Raw genomic sequence first — 17,600 nt, 5'->3', positions numbered from 1 at the left:
GCTCAGAAACCTGCTTCGGCCCGCAGCTTCTCCATCAACTGGCCCAGCGTCCGTTCGTACCGGTCGCTGCGCAACCGACCTGCATCGTCGAACTCGTTCGAGCTGTCGGCCAGATGAATTTCGGGGCCCTGCAGGATGCGCGGCTGAAACGGCACCATGAAAGACCGCAGGATCATCTGCGCCCGTTCGCCGCCGGCCCGGCCCGCCGCCGCGGACATCACCGCAACCGGTTTGTCGGCCCAGGGATTGCCCTTGGTCCGGCTGACCCAGTCCAGCGCGTTTTTCAAAACGCCTGACGGCCCTTTGTTGTATTCCGGAGTGGAAATGACCACCGCATGGGCACCGGCGATCTGATCCGCCAGGATCTGAACTTCGGCCGGGATCCCGTCGGCCTCCTCAGCATCTCCATCATAGAGTGGCAGGTTCAGATCAGCTTCGATGAACGTTCCCGCGCCGAACAGGCGCGCCGCTTCACGGATCAGGCGTCGATTGGTGGCGTTCTGCCGCAACGAGCCGGACAGGCCCAGAAGGATCGGTTCGGACATCAGGATATCTCCGTCATGTGTTTCGGCTGCAGTTTAGTCATCCCGACCGCAAACCATAGCCCGCCTGACGCGCAGTCAATGTGCAAAAAAGAAAGGGGCCGCTTGCGGCGGCCCCCGTCGGTTGGCAGTTGATCGGCTCAGGCGTTGCCGCTGGGCACGATCACGATCTCGACCCGGCGGTTCTGCGCCTTGCCCTCGGGCGTCAGGTTCGAGGCGATCGGTTGGTTTTCACCGCGGCCGATCGTGGCGATGCGCGCATAGCTGACGCCATTGGCCTGCAGAACATCCGCCACCGCATTGGCGCGGCGTTCGGACAGGATCTGATTGTAGCCGGCTTCACCATCGCTGTCGGTGTGCCCGATGATCTGTACGTTCGAGTTGGGATAGTTCACCAGGTTTTGCCCCACGCGGACCAAATCCGCTCTCAGTGCAGGCCGGACCGTGGCGCTGTCGGTGTCAAAGGTGATGTCATTCGGAACCGTGACGATCAGCCGGTCTCCGGCGTTGACGATGGTGATACCGTCATTGGCCAGTTGCTGACGCAGTTCGGCTGCCTGCCGGTCCAACTGGTTGCCGATCAACCCGCCGCCGGCAGCACCGATGGCCGCACCGGCAACGGCACCCAGCCCAGGGTTCGAGTCATTGGCGATGGCACCAACTCCGGCGCCAATCAGACCGCCCAACAACGCTCCCTGCTTGGCGTTCTGGTTCGGGTCGTCCTGAACCCGCAATGTACCGGGGTCGGTACAAGCCCCCAGCACAAATGCGGCGCTCAGCCCGACCGGCAGCAAGAATCTGGAAATTTTCATGGGTTCACCTTCTGCTCCTGCACCCGTTTTTCCGGGTTACGTGTTTGACGTGATTATAGCACGCCTGACACAAACAGGCTCAAGCGACAAAAACGTGAGATCGGCGAATACCCGCCGCCCCCAAGGCGCTCAGAAATCCGGCAGAGCGCGAAATTTCATCGATATGCCATCCTCGGGGTGTTTGACGCGCAATTCCTCGGAATGAAGCATCAGCCTGGGGAAATCGCGCGCCGGTCCTTCGGCATAGAACGGGTCGCCCAGGATCGGATGGCCCAGTGCCTGCATATGGACACGCAACTGGTGCGAGCGACCGGTTTTTGGAAACAGGCGAACGCGGGTCGTGTCGCCGTCGTATCGGACGACCCGCCAATCCGTGACCGCCGGCTTTCCGGTCTCGTGGCACACCATCTGGCGCGGCCTGTTGGGCCAATCCACGATCAACGGCAAGTCTACCGTACCGGTCTTTGGTTCCACCCGGCCCCACACACGGGCGACGTAGGTTTTTCGTGTCTGCCGGTTTTCGAATTGCTGTCCCAGATACCGTTGAGCGTGCGGTGTCTGGGCAAAGATCATGACGCCTGAGGTATCGCGATCCAACCGGTGGACCAGCAAGGCCTGCGGGAATGCGGCCTGCACACGGACCAGCAGGCAATCCGCCAAGTGCTCTCCCCGGCCGGGCACCGACAGCAGGCCCGACGGCTTGTTCACCACGATCACCTGCGCATCCTCGTGCAGCACGTCCAGCGGCGTTTTGGGGGGATCATAGGTATCGCTCATGCGCGCTGCCTATCGCAGGGCGCCGCCTCTCGCAACGTCGTCCTTGCGATAAGAAGGCTTCTCGGCAACTCTCGCGCCAGGCAGAGGAGATGACATGCACCCGACGATCGAACGAATGCAGGAAGTGGTCGCCAAGGGCGACGAGAGCCTGATCCATGAATTGCTGGCCGAAGACGTGCAGTTCCTTCCGCCGACCTACTACAGCACCTGGACAGGCCGCGCCCCGGTGGCGGCGGTTTTGGGTCATGTTGGACAGGTTTTTTCCGAGTTTCGCTACCGCCGGATCATGGGCGATGGCAAAGACTGGGCATTGGAGTTTCGATGCAAGGTGGGTGAACTGGACGCTGTTGGCGTTGACCTGATCAAGCTCAACGATGACGGGCTGATTCAGACATTCGAAGTCGCCATGCGTCCCTACAAGACCGTTGGCGCCCTGCGCGAGGCCATGATGGCGCGCGTCATGAAAGACCCCCGGTTCCTGGAATTTCGGAACGCTTTGAGCTGAGCCACCCGTGCCCATTGCCGCCGATCAGCTTCTGAGAGTTCCGCTGCTGCCGGTGCTGGCGGCACAGGCTCTGCTGGTGCGACGAAGGGCCGTGCAGCTGCCCGAACCTTCCGGTGCGCGTGAGGGCCGGCAAGGCCGCGGGCCGAGACTGCGCCTGCTGATCGCCGGCGACAGTTCAGCCGCAGGCGTTGGGGCAGGCACTCAGGAACAGGCGCTGTCGGGCCAGTTGGTGAAACTGCTCAGCCGCCAGTTCAGCGTTGAGTGGCGCCTTGTCGCAACGACCGGCCACACGACCGGTAACGCGATCGAAGACCTGCGCAGGATCGAAGGCCAGTTTGACGCGGCTGTTACGGCCTTGGGCGTCAACGACGTCACCCGAGCCGTGACCTGCAACCGGTTCAAACGTCAACAGGCCGAGTTGATGCGCTTGCTTTCCGTCGATCTGGGCGTGCGAACTGTGATCGTGACGGGCGTCCCGCAGATGGATCGGTTCCCGGCGCTACCACAGCCCTTGGCATGGATTTTGGGACGCCAATCCGCGCGCCTTGACGAAGGGCTGAGAGAGGTGATCGCGAGCTTCCCCAAGGCCCGGCATCTGGCGCTGCACCTGCCCGACGATCCGGCCCTGGCGGCTGTGGACGGCTATCACCCAAGCCCCAAAGCCTATCGGCTTTGGGCAGAGCAGGCCGCGCGAATGATCCTCGATCAGGTCTGACCGCGCACCTGACGGATCATGGGCACTGAATAGACAACCAGTGCGGCCCAGATCAGCGGAAAGGCAATCATGCGCCCGCGGTCGATCTGCTCACCAAACAACGTGATCGCCGTGATGAATATCATGGTCGGCGCGATGTACTGCAGGATGCCCATGGTCGAAAGTCGCACCAGCTTGGCCCCGTTGGCATAGACCAGCAGCGGAACGGCGGTCACGATACCCGCCCCGGCCAACAGCATGGTATCTGTTGCGGCGCCTCCAAAATGTCCGGTGCCCTGCACGCCCAACCAGGTCACATAAGCCAGCGCAGGAACCAGCAAAATCAGAACCTCGAGCAGGAATCCCTGGTTTGGTCCGATGGGCAACGAGCGCTTGAAGAACGCATAAAATCCCCAGCTGACCATCAACCCCAGCGCCGCCCATGGCAGACGGCCGGCCTCGACCACCAGAACCAGAACGCCCAAGGCGGCAAGCCCCACGGCAATTAACTGTGTTCGGGTCAGGGACTCGCGCAGCAGGATCGCTCCCAGCGCTATGCTGAAAAGCGGGTTGATGTAATACCCCAGCGCCGCGTCCAGAGCGTTGCCACTGGCGATCGCCCAGACGTAGATAGCCCAGTTCACCGAAATCAGGGCCGCCGTCAGACATGCCATTCCCAACATGCGCGGATCACGCAGCGCCGCCTTCAGATCACCGGTTCGCCCCAGCGCGACCAGCAACAACCCGGCCACCGGCACCGACCAGATGATGCGATGCGCCACGATTTCGACGGGACCGATATGCGCCATTGCCTTCATGTAGAGCGGCAGAAAACCCCAAAGGACATACGCCGTAACAGCCAGCGCAAGGCCTTTTGGCGAATCCGTGTTCTGGGTTTGGGTCGGGCGCTCGGCCATGAATGGTCTCCAGCTGATACCTCCCGTCTTTAGGCAAAGTCCTTTGCCATTGAAACTCAGAAAAGCTTGAAGACGCCCATAACGAATTGTGATGAGTCGGCGGCCCTATCGTCCGGTGTGCGACCGGCAGAACCATGTTCGGCTCTGCTTTGTTTTTCGCTAAAGTCGTGGCCAGACAGAGGCCTCGTCAAGAACCTCCGTCCGGCGCTCTGCAACTTAGTGGGAGCAACGCCCCCAACCCGCCATCAGACCTTCACACGTTCGGATTTCGGATCGTACATGGGTTTGAGCGACGCCTCGGCGCGGACCTTAACTCCACAGACGTCAATCTCGTATGTCGAGGACAGCACGTCGGCCGCGCTTTCGCCCTTGCAGGGGACATAACCCATGCCGATCGCGCCACCCAAAGTGTGGCCATAGTTTCCTGAGCTGATGTAACCCACATATTCGCCATCGCGGATAATCGGTTCGTTGTGGAACAGCAGCGGTTCAGGGTCGGTCAGCTTGAATTGCACCAGGCGGCTGTGGGGGCCGCTGTCCTTGCGGGCAATTACCGCATCTCGGCCAATGAAATCACACCCCTTGTCCACCTTGACGGCAAAGCCGAGACCGGCGTCCACCACGTGATCTTCGCAGGTGATGTCATGACCGAAGTGACGAAATCCCTTTTCGATCCGGCAGCTGTCCATCATGTGCATACCGCACAGCTTCAGGCCCATGTCCTGCCCAGCCTCGTGCAGCGTTTCGAAAACGTGCCCGGCCATATCCGACGACATGTAGACCTCCCACCCAAGTTCGCCCACATAGGTCACGCGGTGAACGCGTGCCAGGCCCATTCCGATCTCGATTTCCTGCGCGGTGCCGAATGGGTTTGCCGCATTCGAGAAGTCGTTGGGCGAAACTTTTTCAAGCAACGTCCGCGCGTTGGGCCCCATCACCGCCAGAACGCCTTCGCCGGCCGTGACATCGGTGATGACCACATTGAAATTGCCCGAATGACGCATCATCCAAGTCTGGTCGGCCAGTCGCGTCGCCGCCGGGGTCACGACCAGATAGGCGGTCTCGGAAAGGCGGGTCACGGTCACGTCTGCCTCGATCCCGCCATGCCGGTTCAAGAATTGGGTGTAGACGATTTTGCCGTTTGGAACCGCGTAGTCGCCGCCACCGATATAGTTCATGAAAGCCTGGGCATCGGGGCCTTCGACCCGAATTTTTCCGAACGAGGACATGTCATACATGCCCACGTTCTCGCGCACTGCGCGGTGTTCGGCGGCCGAGTTCTCGAACCAGTTCTGGCGCTTCCAACTGTAGCGGTATTCGCGTTCCTGCCCCTCATTGGCAAACCAGTTCGCGCGCTCCCAGCCGGCCAGCTCGCCAAAGACGGCCCCGTTTTCTTTCAGGTGGTGGTGGAACGGCGTCCGGCGCACGCCGCGCGCCGTGGCCTTTTGCCGATAGGGGTAGTGGTCGGCATAGAGCAGGCCCAGCGTTTCCTTGGACCGCTCGAATAGATACTGCTTGTTGCCCTGGAATGGCTGCATCCGGCTGATGTCCACGTCGCCCAGGTCAAAGGGTTTTTCACCCGAGTCCATCCATTCCGCCAGCGCCATTCCCGCGCCGCCCGCAGACTGGATCCCGATCGAGTTGAACCCGGCGGCGACCCAGACATTGTCCATCTCGGGCGCAAGGCCAAGGTGATAGGCGTCGTCGGGAGTGAAGGATTCCGGCCCGTTGAAGAAGGTATGGATGCCCGCCTCGGCCAGCATCGGCATGCGGTTGCAGGCGGCCTCGAGGATCGGTTCGAAATGGTCGAAATCCTCGGGCAGTTGGTCGAACTCGAAACTGTCGGGGATGCCGTCCATCGCCCAGGGCTTGGCGTTGGGCTCGAAGGCGCCCAGCAGGATTTTCCCGGCGTCCTCCTTGTAATAGGCGCATTCGTCCGGCACCCGCAGAACCGGAAGCTGGGTCAGGCCGTCGATGCCCTCTGTCACGATGTAGAAATGCTCGCAGGCATGCAGCGGAACGTTCACGCCCGCCATGCGCCCCACCTGATGCCCCCACATGCCGGCGCAGTTGACCACCATGTCACACTCGATATGGCCCGAGGCGCTGCCATCATCCGCCACCCAGTCGACGCCGGTAACTTTGCGGCCCTGCTTTGCGATCTCGGTGACCTTGACCCGTTCCTTGACGACGGCGCCGCGCTGACGGGCACCCTTGGCCAGCGCCAGCGCGATATTGGCCGGGTCGCCCTGGCCGTCCAGCGGCAGATAGACGGCGCCCTTGACCCCATCCAGATTCAGATGCGGATAAAGCTCGGCCACCCGCTCGTTCGAGATCTCCTCGACCTCGACCCCGAAGGCGCGGGCCATGGCGGCCTGGCGGTAGATCTCTTCCTTGCGCTCATCCGTCAGCGCCACGGTGATCGAGCCACAGCGTTTGAAGCCCGTGGCGACGCCGGTTTCCTCCTCGAGCGCGCCATAGAGTTCCTGGCTGTATTTCGCCAGTTTGGTCATGTTCGCGGTGGCGCGCAGTTGGGCGATCAGGCCGGCCGCGTGCCAGGTCGTGCCGCTGGTCAGCTGCTTGCGCTCCAGCAGAACAACGTCGTTCCAGCCTTTCTTGGTCAGGTGATAGGCCACCGAGCATCCGATCACACCGCCACCGATGATCACCACGCGGGCCTTGCTGGGAAGATCAACCATTCCGAAGCCTCCAATCTCGAGTCGGCGTCAGAGTGCCACGAACAGGCGACAAAAAATGCAGCAAAAACGTCAACTGCGGCACAAAAATCACCGCAGCGCCGATTGGCGTTTCTGGCGGCGCAGAGCGAATGGCGTGATCCCGAAAAAGCTTTTGTAGACGGATGAGAACCCGTTGGGAAAGCCGCAGGCGAGGCCGATTTCGCGCACGCTCATAGTGGTATTCAAAAGCAGGTTGTTGGCCTTGGCCAACCGCATCTCCCGGTAGAACCCATTCGGTGTGGTGCCAAAAAACGTTTTGAATTTGCGCTCCAGCGAGCGGTTCGACATTCCAAGCTCTTCGACCAGTTGATTGATGGGTAACGGATCTTCGATATTGGCCTGCATCAACTTGATGCACTGATCCAGCCGGGCGTCCCCGGTCGTTGTCGTCTTGGCGCCCGAAAACGGCTGCAACGACGAAAAGTCGCGGATGTGTTCGTGCAGCATGATGTCAGCCACCGTCATCTTGGCCGGCCCCGAGATGTGACGCCCGATCACCGCCAAAGCAATATCGGCCGTGGCCCCCATTCCCGCGCAGGTCACGACCGGGCCCTGCTCGGTCGCGATCGAAAGCTTAGCCTCGAACCGGGCACCGCGTTCGCGGAAGATCGACGCGTTTTCCCAATGTGTTGCCATGTCGGGCGTTCCGTGTTCGTCGATGTATCGGCTGGCGGCCTCGGCCAGCAAAAAGACCTGCGCACCGCGATAGGTATAGTCGGACACAACCCGGCCCAGCGACAGCTCGGGCTGGTCCGGGTCGGTGTTGCCGATCACGAACAGATAGTCGGCGTCCGGTTGGCGCGTAACGGGCTGGGTCGGAATGCTGGCGCCGCTGCTACTGACGATGGTCCCTCCCTTGAGCGACCGATAGGCATAAGTGAACGGCGGGTGCGGGCAAACCCGATTGGCAAGACGAAGCACATCCACCACCGACGCCAGTTCCAGCAGAACGAAGCCCGGCGCGGTGATGATGTCAAAATGCCACTGCGCCTTGACGCCTTCGGGTTTTCCAGGGTCCGGTTTCTCCGCCATACCCGCCACTCACACGATCCTGTGCCCGGCCGAGCGCAGGGCGTTGGCCAAAGCTTCGATGTGCTCAGGGCCCACTTCGCAGCATCCACCGATGATCGTGGCCCCTTGGTCAACCCAACTCATCGCATGTACGGCATAGGCCGACGGGTCCAGATCGTGGCGCGCCTCCAGCGCGTCGACTGTCGGAGCGTCTTTCAGGAAGCCGTCGGAAATCCGGGTGAAACCATTCGCGTAGGCACCGTAGGGCTTTTCAAGTTCCGCAAGGATCTCCAGCGCCGCGGGCACCGCCTCGGGCCGGGTGCAATTGATCAGAACCGCCTGGGGATCGAAGCGTTCGACCAGTGGCGCGATCGCGCCCAGCGGTTCGCCCGACCTCAGCCGCGTACCGTCCTCGTCCATGACCGACAGGGCCAGCCAGACCGGCTTGCCACAGCCTTCAGTTCCACGCAGGGCGCCTTCGGCCTCGGTCACGGACGAGACGGTTTCGATCAGAAACAGGTCCACCCGGTTCTGCATCAATCGCACCAGTTCCGAGAATTTCCGCGCGGCCTCGTCGGGATCGGGGTTCAAATCGGGGCGATAGGTGGCCAGCAAGGGGCCCAGCGCGCCGGCGATACGCCCCACCCGCCCATCGCACGCCAGTTCGGCCTGTGTCAGAGCCGCATCAATAAGTTGCTCCAGCTGGTCCTCGATCCCCGCTCGTACGAGGCGAGAGCGGTGCACGGCGTAGGTGTTTGTCGTGGCGACGGTTGCCCCGCAGTCAAAATAATCCCGATGGATGTCTCCGACCAACCCCGGCTCGTCGATCATTACGCGGGTTGACCACAAGGCGGTTGGCTGTTCGCCACGACGTTTGACCAGCTCTTGACCGATCGAACCATCCAACAGCGTGATGTCTGCCATCTCGGTGCCTCCTTACGGTATGAGAACCAGCTTTCCGGGCAGGGTCTTTGATTGAAAGTCCGTCTGCGCCTGCACGATCTCGCGCAGCGGGTAAGTCTTGGAAATCAACGGCTTGATCCGACCCGCGTTCATCAACTCGACCAACCGGCCGAAGACCTCGAAAGCCTGATGGGTGCAGCCGTGGATCGTGATGTCACGCAGGTAGATCTCGCGCAGGTCGGCCTGCACGATCGGGCCGGCGATGGCCCCGGACACGGCATATTGGCCGCCCGGCTTCAGCGTCCGGATCAGTCCGGGAAAGGCCGGGCCGCCGACTACGTCGATCACCACGTCAAAGCTGTCCGGCGGCAGCGGCGTGTCGCGGTCGAACGTCCCAGCCGCACCCTGCGCCCGCACCACTTCGGCCTTGGCCGCACTGGTCACCGCCCAGACGGTTGCTCCCCGCAAGGCTGCCAATTGCACGGCCGCCAGCCCGACGCCGCCCGAGGCGCCGGTGATCAGCACCTTGTGCCCGGCCGTCACGCAGGCGCGGGTCAACAGGTTCTCGGCCGTGCCAAACGCACAGGGGATGGCGGCGATTTCCACATCCGACAGCGGTGAGGCGGTCACGTCATAGAGGTCATCCGCCTCGAGCAGGCAGTATTGCGCAAAAGCCCCGTCGATCTCGGACCCAAGCGCGATGAAGCCTGTCGGGTTACCCGGGCGCGGGCGCGGCAGGTTGATCGGGCAGGTCACGCGTTGCCCCGGTTTGAAGCCGGCACCCGGCCCGATCTGCTCGACTATGCCGCAAAGATCTCCGCCTTGAATGCGGGGAAAGGACAGCGCGCCGCCCCACCCGCCGGCTTCGACCTCTTGGTCAACCGCGTCCGTCGCGCCGGTGACGTCCGAGGAATACCATCCGATCCGCGTGTTGATGTCGGTGTTGTTGACGCCTGCCGCGACCACGCGGACCAGAACCTGCCCGGGCCCGGGTACTGGAACCGGAATATCCTCGCGCCATTCCAGAACTTCTGGACCACCGTGACCTGTCAGATAGACACCGCACATCGTCTTTGGAGCATTCATTTCGCTGGCTTCTCAGGTCTGGTCGTCGGGATGGGGCGGCACCGGCCCCATCGGCACGATGTCGTAGCGGGCATTCAGATCGGCCATCTTGGCCTCGTCCTCAGAATCTGCCTGGGTCATGGTTGCCAGTTCCGCAAGGAAACCGTCAAACCCGGAGGGTTGAAAGATCATGAGCATTCGTGCCGGTTTGTTGTCGGCGACGCGGCAGGCATGCGGCACACCCGGCGGAACATGCATGGTGGTGCCCGGCGTGCACAGGTGCCAATCTCCGTCGACGTAGAAATCCACGGCGCCCTCAAGGAAATAGAATGTCTCGGCGTGGCTGTCGTGGCGATGAAGGCCAAGCGCGAAGCTGGCCTTCAAGTTGTCTTCCATCAGGGTGTAGGCCCCGCCCGTGTCCTGACCGGAAACCTTCACGAAGGTATGGTCATTCTCCCAGTCATAGTTGGGACCCTCACCGGGTCCCTGCTTGGAATATCGCGGGCGCATATGGGCCTCCTTGTGTCAGGCGCGCAGCCGCTCGTTTGCGGGATCCCACAGCGGCTGATCCTCCTGTACCACGGCGCGACACTTTTCGCCGTAGATTTCCACCTCAAGCTCGGTGCCCGGGTTGGCCAGATCGGCCTTGATCATACCCAGCGCGACGGACTTGCCGACACGATAGCCCCAGGCGCCCGATGTGGTCTCGCCCACGATCTGATCGCCCTGCCAGATGCAGGACATGTAAGGCGCATCGCAGTCACCGGCCTCGACGACCAGAGTAACGAAAGACTTCTTCGCTCCACGCTGCTTTTCCGCCAGCAACGCGGTCTTGCCGGGGAAATCCTGCGGCTTGTCGAACTTGATGAAGCGCTCCAGCCCGCCTTCGAGCAGCGAGTAGTCGGTGCTGAGATCGCCCTTCCATGCGCGATAGCCCTTCTCGATACGCAGTGAGTTCAGCGCATACATGCCAAACGGCTTGGCCCCGGCGGCGAGGATCGCGTCATAGATCGCGGGCATGTGCTCGTTTAATGCATGCACCTCCCAACCCAACTCGCCGGCAAAGGATACGCGGATCAGGTGGGCGGGCTGTCCGGCCACGGTGGCCGCCTGATGGGTCAGCCAGCCCAGCGAGAGGTCGGCATCGGTCAGGCCCGACAGGATCTCACGCGATTTCGGACCGGTCACGATCAGCGTGTCGCGGGTGGTGGTCACGTCCTCGACCGCGACGCCCGCGGGCATTGCGTTCATCAGGATGTCGCGGTCGTGCCATTGCGCGGTGGCGGCGGTGATCATCACGAACTCATCCTCGCCCAGGCGCATGCAGGACATCTCGGTCAGGATGCGGCCGCGATTGTCGGCGATGTAGACGAGGTTGATCCGCCCCACCTTGGGCAGGCCGCCGGTGACCAGCCCGCGCAGCGCCTCGGCCGCGCCTTCGCCCTTGACGACAAAGCGCGAGAAACCCGGCAGGTCGAGCACGCCGCAATGGTCGCGCACGGCCTCGCATTCTTCCTTGATCCGCTGCTCCCACGGACCCGAGCGGCCCCAGGTGTGGGTGCTTTCCTCGGAGGTGTCGTCGCCCGGCTGCGCGAACCAGTTGGCGCGCTCCCAGCCGTTGTAGGCCCCCATGACGCCGCCCAGTTCGTTGACCTTGGCATGCACGGGCGACAGCTTCTTGTCGCGCGCGGCGGGCCATTCGTGATGGGGGAAGTGCATGGCGTATTCGTTGCCGTAGACCTCCATGCCCTTCTGGTTGCAGTAGTCCTGATCGGTGTAATCGGTGTAGCGTCGCGGATCGACGGCCCACATGTCCCATTCGGTGGCACCATCCACGATCCATTCGGCCAGCACTTTGCCTGCACCGCCGCCTTGGGCGATGCCGAAGGTGAAGGTATGCGCCTCGAAGGCGTTCTTGACGCCGGGCATCGGCCCGATCAGCGGCAGGCCGTCGGGCGCATAGGGGATCGGCCCGTTGATCACGCGGCCCACGCCCGAGGTCGCCATCAGCGGCACCCGCTCCATTGCGTCAGTGACGATGTCCTCGATCCGGTCCAGATCGTCGTTCCACAACTGGAAGCTGAAATCCTCAGGCATCGGGTCGTCCTCGGTCATCCAGTGGCCCTTGCAATTGGGCTCGTATGGGCCAAGGTTGAAGCCGTGCTTTTCCTGTCGCAGGTAGTAGGAGATATCCACGTCGCGCAGCAGCGGCAGCTTGCCGCCGTTTTCCTTCGACCAGGCTTCGACCTCAGGGATCTCGTCAGTCAGCAGATACTGGTGGCTCATGACCATCGCGGGTACGGTGCGGCCGCCAAAGGGTTTGAACCATTCGCCCACACGCTGCGCGTAGTAGCCGGCGGCGTTGACGACATAGTCGCAGTCGATGTCGCCCTTTTCGGTGTGGACGGTCCAGGTGCCGTCGTCATGCTGGGTCACGCCCGTGGCCGGGCAGAACCGGATGATCTTCTGCCCCATGTCGCGTGCGCCCTTGGCCAGCGCCTGGGTCAGCTGCGCAGGGTCGATGTCCCCATCGGTCGGGTCATAGAGAACGCCCTCAAGATCATGAGTTTCCAGGAACGGGTAGCGTTCCTTGGCCTGCTCCGGCGTCCACATTTCCATCGGGATCCCCTGATAGCGGCCCATCGACATGGCCCGCTGGAACTCCTGCATCCGCTCTTTGCTGTGCGCCAGACGGATCGAGCCGGACACGTGGTAGTTCATCGGGTAGTCGACCTCTTCGCCAAGACGTGAATACAGCTCGGTCGAATAGCGCTGCATGTTCATGATCGCCCACGAGGTCGAGAAGGTCGGCACGTTGCCCGCCGCGTGCCATGTCGAGCCTGCGGTCAGCTCGTTCTTTTCCAGCAGAACGCAGTCGGCCCAGCCCTTTTTGGCCAAATGGTACAGCGAGGACGCCCCTACGACGCCGCCGCCGATGATGACCACGCGGGCCTTGGTCGGAAAATCGCTCATGTTTCTAGATCCCTGTCATTGTGCCCTTTGGGGCAGTTCATCCGTGATGTCGTAGTAGTCGCCCTTGTCCGCCACGAAGATGTGGCGGGCCAGTTTCAACTGAGTGGGCTGGTCCAGAGCCCCCATCGAAACCGAAATCGTGTCTTCGTCCTTGTGCTGCCAGAACAGAAAGCTTCCGCATGCCTTGCAGAAACCACGCCGGGCCGTGTCCGAAGCCTGAAACCATCCCAGAGTATCGCTGCTGTTCAGGGTCAGGTTGTCCTGGTGGGTCGCGGTCGAGGCCCAATAATGCCCAGACTGCCGACGGCATTGCCCGCAGTGGCAGGCCGAGGGCGGTGACAGCTCTCCGTTGATCGTGAAGGCCACCGAACCGCAAAGGCACGATCCTTTTTGCATGGTTCTATCCCTTTCCTGCAGGTGCCGCGCTGGTTCCCAGCAGGACGCCATAAATGATGAAACAGGTGGCCATGACGCGGCGCACCCAGACGTTGAACACGGCGCCCAGCGCCGCCCGCCCCATCACCGCACCCAACAGTGTGAACCCGGTGTAGCTGAGCGTCGTGATGATCAGCGCCGTCGGCATGATGATCGCCATTTGCTGCCAGATCGGCACATCAGGCTGCACGAACTGGGAAAACGCGGCCAGGTAACCTGCGACGCTCTTTGGATTGATCGTGGCGACGGCCAAGGCATGGAGATAGACATGGCGGGCCGGGCGCTGGCTGGCCGGCGCGGGACGCGCGGCGTTCATCCACCCCCGGAGTCCCATCCAGATCAGGAACCCCGCCCCGATCAGCTTGGCCACAAAAAACCCGGTTGGCGAGGCCGCGATCAGGGCTGTCACCCCCAGAGCCGACAGGATCAGAAAGGCGCTGGCCTGGGTCAGGATCGCCAGAACCCCAAGCATCGCCTTGGGAAATGGCAGGCTCATCCCGTTCGAGATACAATTCACCGCATTCGGACCCGGCGTGGTCACGAACACCACCCAGAACAGCGCGAATATGGTCCAGGCCTCAAAGCTCATCAGTACACCGGCGGAGCAATCACCCAGACGGCCACGGCGGGTTCGTCGTAAGGGTTCGCCCATTGATAGGGTTCGTGCTTGATCCGAAAGCTGTCCCCGACGCCGACGGTGAAATTTCGGCCTCCGATCGTAAGGTCGAGACGGCCCGAGATCATGTATCCAACCTCCTGCGTCGGACGGTTGGCCGGGGTCTGCATCCGGGAATGGGGCTCAAAGGTGGAATGCACCATCTCGAAATCATCGGTCAGGTCAGGCGACAGCAATTCCTCGATCAGCCCTTCCTCGCCCGACCCCATCGGCCGGCGCGAACCGGCGCGCACCACATAGCCCTGTTCCCCGGCCAGAACGCCGGTATGGGCGAACAGCATCGACATCGGCACGCCCAGGCATTCCGCGATCAGGCGCAGATCCGAGATCGACGGAGCAGACAAATCGCGCTCGACCTGGCTGAGCCAGCCCACCGACCGGTCCAACCGCGAAGCGATATCGGTCAGCGTCAGCCCGCGCGCCTTGCGCAGCGCGCGAATGTCCGCCCCCAGCGTCGCAGCGATATGGGCCCGGTCGTTCACGCTACCACCCCCGATTCATGAAATTTACGTCACATTTTTCACGATGTCCCGAATCGGTGAAAATTCCAAGAGATTTTTCACTACCGATCCTGATCCTTCCACGCTATGGCTGCGGAATGTGGATCGTCATTCTGTATTTCTGGGCCATCAACGCGTTGACTTTGCTGGTGTTCGGCTGGGACAAGCTGCGGGCGATCCGACGCAGGCGGCGTGTCCCGGAGAAGTGGCTTTTGCAACTGGCGCTGTTGGGCGGCAGCCCCGCAGCTTTGTTGGGTCGCTGGATATTCGGGCACAAGACCCGGAAAAAGCGGCTGACGACTGTGCTGTATGCCATTACGGCTCTGCAGGCGGGCGCGATCTACCTGTTCCTCACCTACAGTTCTGTTTGAAACTGGCATTTGGCAGTGCGATCGGGCAATGGTTGCACATGATTGACAGAACTTCGTCCCAGGCGCTGGCCATCGGGTCAGTGGCGGTGTCCCTGCTGGTGCTGCTGCTCAAGGTCCTGGCATGGCATTTGACCGGGTCGGTCGCTCTGTATTCCGACGCAATGGAGTCTTTGGTCAACGTGGTTGGCGCGCTGCTGGCGTGGTTTGCCATTCGGATGGCAGAGCGTCCTGCCGACAGCAATCACCCTTTCGGACATCACAAGGCCGAGAACTTCTCGGCCATCGCCGAGGGGACCCTGATCGTTCTCGCCGCAATCCTGATCATTCAGGAAGCCTGGGGCGCCTTGTTCGCGCCTCACCTCGACCAGCTCGGACCGATCGGACTGGCCGTGAACGCAGCGGCCATGGTCCTGAACCTGGTCTGGGCCCGCGTCTTGATCTCGGCGGGTCAGAAACGGCGCTCGCCGGCCATGACCGCCAATGGGCGCCACCTGATGACCGACGTCTGGACCTCGGCCGGGGTCTTGTTGGGACTGATCCTGGTATTGCTCACAGGCTGGGCCGTTCTTGACCCGTTGCTGGCCATTCTGGTGGCCGCGAATATTCTGCGCGAAGGTTGGAAGGTCATTTTCCATTCGGCCGGAGATCTGATGGATTCAGCTGCCCACACCGAGGACACGGACATCATCGAGGCCGCCGTTCGGAACTCGTCTCAGGGAGCCTTGCAGATCCACGATCTGCGCACCCGACGGGCCGGCAAAGCCGTGTTCATCGAATTTCATCTGGTCGTCGATCGCAACATGACAGTCGGTGACGCCCACGACATCTGTGACGCGATCGAAGATGCAATCGCCGAAAAGCTGCCCGAGGCCCGGACCATCATTCACGTGGAGCCGGACTCTCAGCTCAAAGCCTCGGGAATCGAACCGGGATAAAGGTTCTACAGACGCCCGAAAACCTGCGCAAGGATACGCGACAACCCATCGGCATCGGCCTGCTCGAACGCATCGGGCTGATCGCTGTCGATATCAAAGACCCCGATGACCTGCCCCGCAGAATCCCGCACCGGCAGAACCAATTCGGACCGGGTCGACGAGGCGCAGGCAATGTGCCCCTCAAACGCATCCACATCCGGGACCAGCTGAACCTCTCCGGTGCGCGCTGCTGCCCCGCAGACCCCGCGCGAGAACGGAATGACCAAACAGCCGTGCCCGCCTTGATAGGGTCCGATCTTCAACAACTCCGGCTCGGTCACACGGTAAAACCCTGTCCAGTCAAAGCGGTCGTCGCTGTGATGCACCTCGCAGGCGACGGTGGCCATCAGAGCGACCTGGTCAGTTTCACCTTCCGTCAGGGCTTCGATGGTTTTGGACAAGAGCGCGTAGTCAGCTTTCATGGGGTCATTTCCAATGTGCAACCGGGCCGCAACCTCTGCGGCCCGGTTCAGCTAATGGCAAAATGCCAAAGCGTCAAACCCGCTCGATCGCGATTGCGGTGCCTTCGCCGCCTCCGATGCAGATCGCGGCCACTCCGCGCTTCAGGCCACGCTTCTCGAGTGCATTTAGAAGCGTCACCATGATGCGTGCACCTGAGGCACCGATCGGATGACCAAGGGCGCAGGCGCCACCGTTGACGTTGACCTTGTCGCGCGGCAGGCCCATTTCGTGCATGAAGGCCATCGGAACAACGGCAAACGCCTCGTTCACTTCCCACAGGTCCACGTCGTCCTTGCTCCAACCGATCCGTTCCAGCAGCTTCTGCGCGGCCGGGACCGGAGCCGTCGTGAAAAGGCCGGGCGCCTGGGCGTGGCTCGCGTGGCCCAGGATGCGGGCACGGACATTCAGGCCGCGCGCCTCAGCCGTGTCAGCCGCGGCAAGAACCAGCGCCGCCGCGCCATCCGAGATTGACGAGGAATTGGCCGCCGTCACCGTGCCATCCTTGCGGAATGCCGGCTTCAGCGTCGGTATCTTTTCCGGCCGCGCCGATTTGGGCTGCTCGTCCGAATCCTGAATGATTTCACCTTTGCGGCTTCGGACCGTGACGGCTGCGATCTCGTCCGAGAAGGCCCCGCTGGCCTGCGCTTCGAGCGCATTCGACAGCGATTTCAACGCGTATTCGTCCTGCGCCTCTCGGGTGAATTGATAAGCCTCGGCGCAGTCCTCGGCAAAAGTGCCCATCAGGCGGCCCTTGTCATAGGCATCTTCCAACCCGTCCAGGAACATGTGATCCACCACCTGGCCGTGACCGATACGTGCCCCGCCGCGCATCTTGGGCAGCAAGTAGGGCGCATTCGTCATGCTTTCCATCCCGCCCGCAACCATCGAGTCTGCATGGCCAAGCGCGATCTGATCGAACGCCATCATCGCCGCCTTCATGCCCGACCCGCACATCTTGTTCAGTGTGGTTGCAGGCACCTCTTCACCCAGACCTGCCGCAAACCCTGCCTGCCGCGCCGGAGCCTGCCCCTGACCGGCGGGCAGAACGCAGCCCATCAAAACCTCGTCGACCGTCTGCGTCCTGGCGTTTTCAAGCGCCGCACGAATGGCGACGCCACCCAGTTCCGCCGCAGGCACGCCGTCGAACATTCCTTGAAACCCGCCCATCGGCGTCCGGGCCGCACCAGCGATCACAACCTCTTTCATGTGACGACTCCTCCTTTTGTCGAGTGCTTGGATACCGAA

At 62.1% G+C, this 17,600-nt stretch carries 19 protein-coding genes; 4 read left to right on the top strand and 15 right to left on the bottom strand.

The features are described 5' to 3' along the window. Window positions 1-2: 2 nt before the first annotated feature. From ACR0JC_RS12755 to ACR0JC_RS12745, 3 genes are all read right to left on the bottom strand, one after another. The gene (locus ACR0JC_RS12755) at window positions 3-545 is read right to left on the bottom strand and encodes an NADPH-dependent FMN reductase (RefSeq protein ID WP_093964291.1); all 543 of its coding nucleotides are present in this window, start codon (window positions 543-545) and stop codon (window positions 3-5) included. 137 nt (window positions 546-682) lie between these two features. After that, entirely contained in the window at window positions 683-1,354 is a 672-nt protein-coding gene (locus ACR0JC_RS12750; RefSeq protein ID WP_170341353.1) for a YiaD family glycine zipper/OmpA-like lipoprotein, read from the bottom strand. A gap of 129 nt (window positions 1,355-1,483) precedes the next feature. Continuing rightward, complete coding sequence (locus ACR0JC_RS12745; RefSeq protein WP_170342320.1) at window positions 1,484-2,131, bottom strand: RluA family pseudouridine synthase; 648 nt, start codon at window positions 2,129-2,131, stop codon at window positions 1,484-1,486. A gap of 94 nt (window positions 2,132-2,225) precedes the next feature. On the opposite strand from ACR0JC_RS12745, the gene ACR0JC_RS12740 reads away from it, so the two are divergent. Then, window positions 2,226-2,636 carry a nuclear transport factor 2 family protein gene (locus ACR0JC_RS12740; RefSeq protein ID WP_170342318.1) on the top strand — a complete coding sequence of 137 codons (411 nt, stop codon included), beginning with the start codon at window positions 2,226-2,228 and terminating at the stop codon, window positions 2,634-2,636. Between the two features lie 7 nt (window positions 2,637-2,643). After that, entirely contained in the window at window positions 2,644-3,351 is a 708-nt protein-coding gene (locus tag ACR0JC_RS12735; protein WP_367647106.1) for an SGNH/GDSL hydrolase family protein, read from the top strand. Here ACR0JC_RS12735 and rarD read toward each other — a convergent pair. The 10 genes from rarD to ACR0JC_RS12685 all read right to left on the bottom strand — a co-directional run bounded on the left by rarD (window position 3,342) and on the right by ACR0JC_RS12685 (window position 14,530). Next, complete coding sequence (gene rarD / locus ACR0JC_RS12730) at window positions 3,342-4,247, bottom strand: EamA family transporter RarD (protein WP_170342316.1); 906 nt, start codon at window positions 4,245-4,247, stop codon at window positions 3,342-3,344. The genes ACR0JC_RS12735 and rarD overlap by 10 nt on opposite strands. A 245-nt stretch (window positions 4,248-4,492) precedes the next feature. After that, on the bottom strand, window positions 4,493-6,946 hold the full coding sequence (locus ACR0JC_RS12725) for a GcvT family protein (protein WP_170342314.1): 2,454 nt from the start codon (window positions 6,944-6,946) through the stop codon (window positions 4,493-4,495). 87 nt (window positions 6,947-7,033) lie between these two features. Beyond that, window positions 7,034-8,017, bottom strand: coding sequence for a GlxA family transcriptional regulator (locus ACR0JC_RS12720; RefSeq protein WP_170342312.1), 984 nt, complete (start codon window positions 8,015-8,017; stop codon window positions 7,034-7,036). A gap of 9 nt (window positions 8,018-8,026) precedes the next feature. Further along, a complete protein-coding gene (locus ACR0JC_RS12715) occupies window positions 8,027-8,920 on the bottom strand; it encodes a homocysteine S-methyltransferase family protein (protein ID WP_170342310.1) in 894 nt (297 codons plus the stop codon). Between the two features lie 12 nt (window positions 8,921-8,932). After that, complete coding sequence (locus tag ACR0JC_RS12710) at window positions 8,933-9,985, bottom strand: alcohol dehydrogenase family protein (protein WP_170342308.1); 1,053 nt, start codon at window positions 9,983-9,985, stop codon at window positions 8,933-8,935. 12 nt (window positions 9,986-9,997) lie between these two features. After that, on the bottom strand, window positions 9,998-10,474 hold the full coding sequence (locus ACR0JC_RS12705) for a cupin domain-containing protein (RefSeq protein WP_170342306.1): 477 nt from the start codon (window positions 10,472-10,474) through the stop codon (window positions 9,998-10,000). Between the two features lie 15 nt (window positions 10,475-10,489). Further along, window positions 10,490-12,937 carry a GcvT family protein gene (locus tag ACR0JC_RS12700; protein WP_170342304.1) on the bottom strand — a complete coding sequence of 816 codons (2,448 nt, stop codon included), beginning with the start codon at window positions 12,935-12,937 and terminating at the stop codon, window positions 10,490-10,492. Window positions 12,938-12,952: 15 nt separating this feature from the next. Then, window positions 12,953-13,333 (bottom strand): GFA family protein, encoded by a 381-nt coding sequence (locus ACR0JC_RS12695; protein WP_170342302.1) that lies wholly within the window; start codon window positions 13,331-13,333, stop codon window positions 12,953-12,955. A gap of 4 nt (window positions 13,334-13,337) precedes the next feature. Next, on the bottom strand, window positions 13,338-13,961 hold the full coding sequence (locus ACR0JC_RS12690; protein ID WP_093964279.1) for a LysE family translocator: 624 nt from the start codon (window positions 13,959-13,961) through the stop codon (window positions 13,338-13,340). Then, complete coding sequence (locus ACR0JC_RS12685) at window positions 13,961-14,530, bottom strand: helix-turn-helix domain-containing protein (protein WP_170342300.1); 570 nt, start codon at window positions 14,528-14,530, stop codon at window positions 13,961-13,963. Before ACR0JC_RS12685 ends, ACR0JC_RS12690 begins: the two co-directional genes overlap by 1 nt. A gap of 56 nt (window positions 14,531-14,586) precedes the next feature. Here ACR0JC_RS12685 and ACR0JC_RS12680 point away from each other — a divergent pair, with 56 nt between their 5' ends. After that, a complete protein-coding gene (locus tag ACR0JC_RS12680) occupies window positions 14,587-14,919 on the top strand; it encodes a DUF1294 domain-containing protein (protein WP_367647302.1) in 333 nt (110 codons plus the stop codon). 38 nt (window positions 14,920-14,957) lie between these two features. Further along, window positions 14,958-15,854 carry a cation diffusion facilitator family transporter gene (locus tag ACR0JC_RS12675; RefSeq protein WP_170342297.1) on the top strand — a complete coding sequence of 299 codons (897 nt, stop codon included), beginning with the start codon at window positions 14,958-14,960 and terminating at the stop codon, window positions 15,852-15,854. Window positions 15,855-15,859: 5 nt separating this feature from the next. Here the strand turns inward: ACR0JC_RS12675 and ACR0JC_RS12670 are convergent, their stop codons facing one another. After that, the gene (locus ACR0JC_RS12670; RefSeq protein ID WP_170342295.1) at window positions 15,860-16,315 is read right to left on the bottom strand and encodes a GAF domain-containing protein; all 456 of its coding nucleotides are present in this window, start codon (window positions 16,313-16,315) and stop codon (window positions 15,860-15,862) included. Window positions 16,316-16,388: 73 nt separating this feature from the next. Continuing rightward, window positions 16,389-17,561, bottom strand: a complete 1,173-nt coding sequence (locus tag ACR0JC_RS12665; RefSeq protein ID WP_170342293.1) for an acetyl-CoA C-acyltransferase — start codon at window positions 17,559-17,561, stop codon at window positions 16,389-16,391. Between the last annotated feature and the right edge of the window lie 39 nt (window positions 17,562-17,600).

It is taken from the genome of Ruegeria sp. CH5, assembly GCF_056537025.1.
Note: the sequence above shows the minus strand (reverse complement) of the source record. Positions and strands in the feature narration are given on the sequence as shown.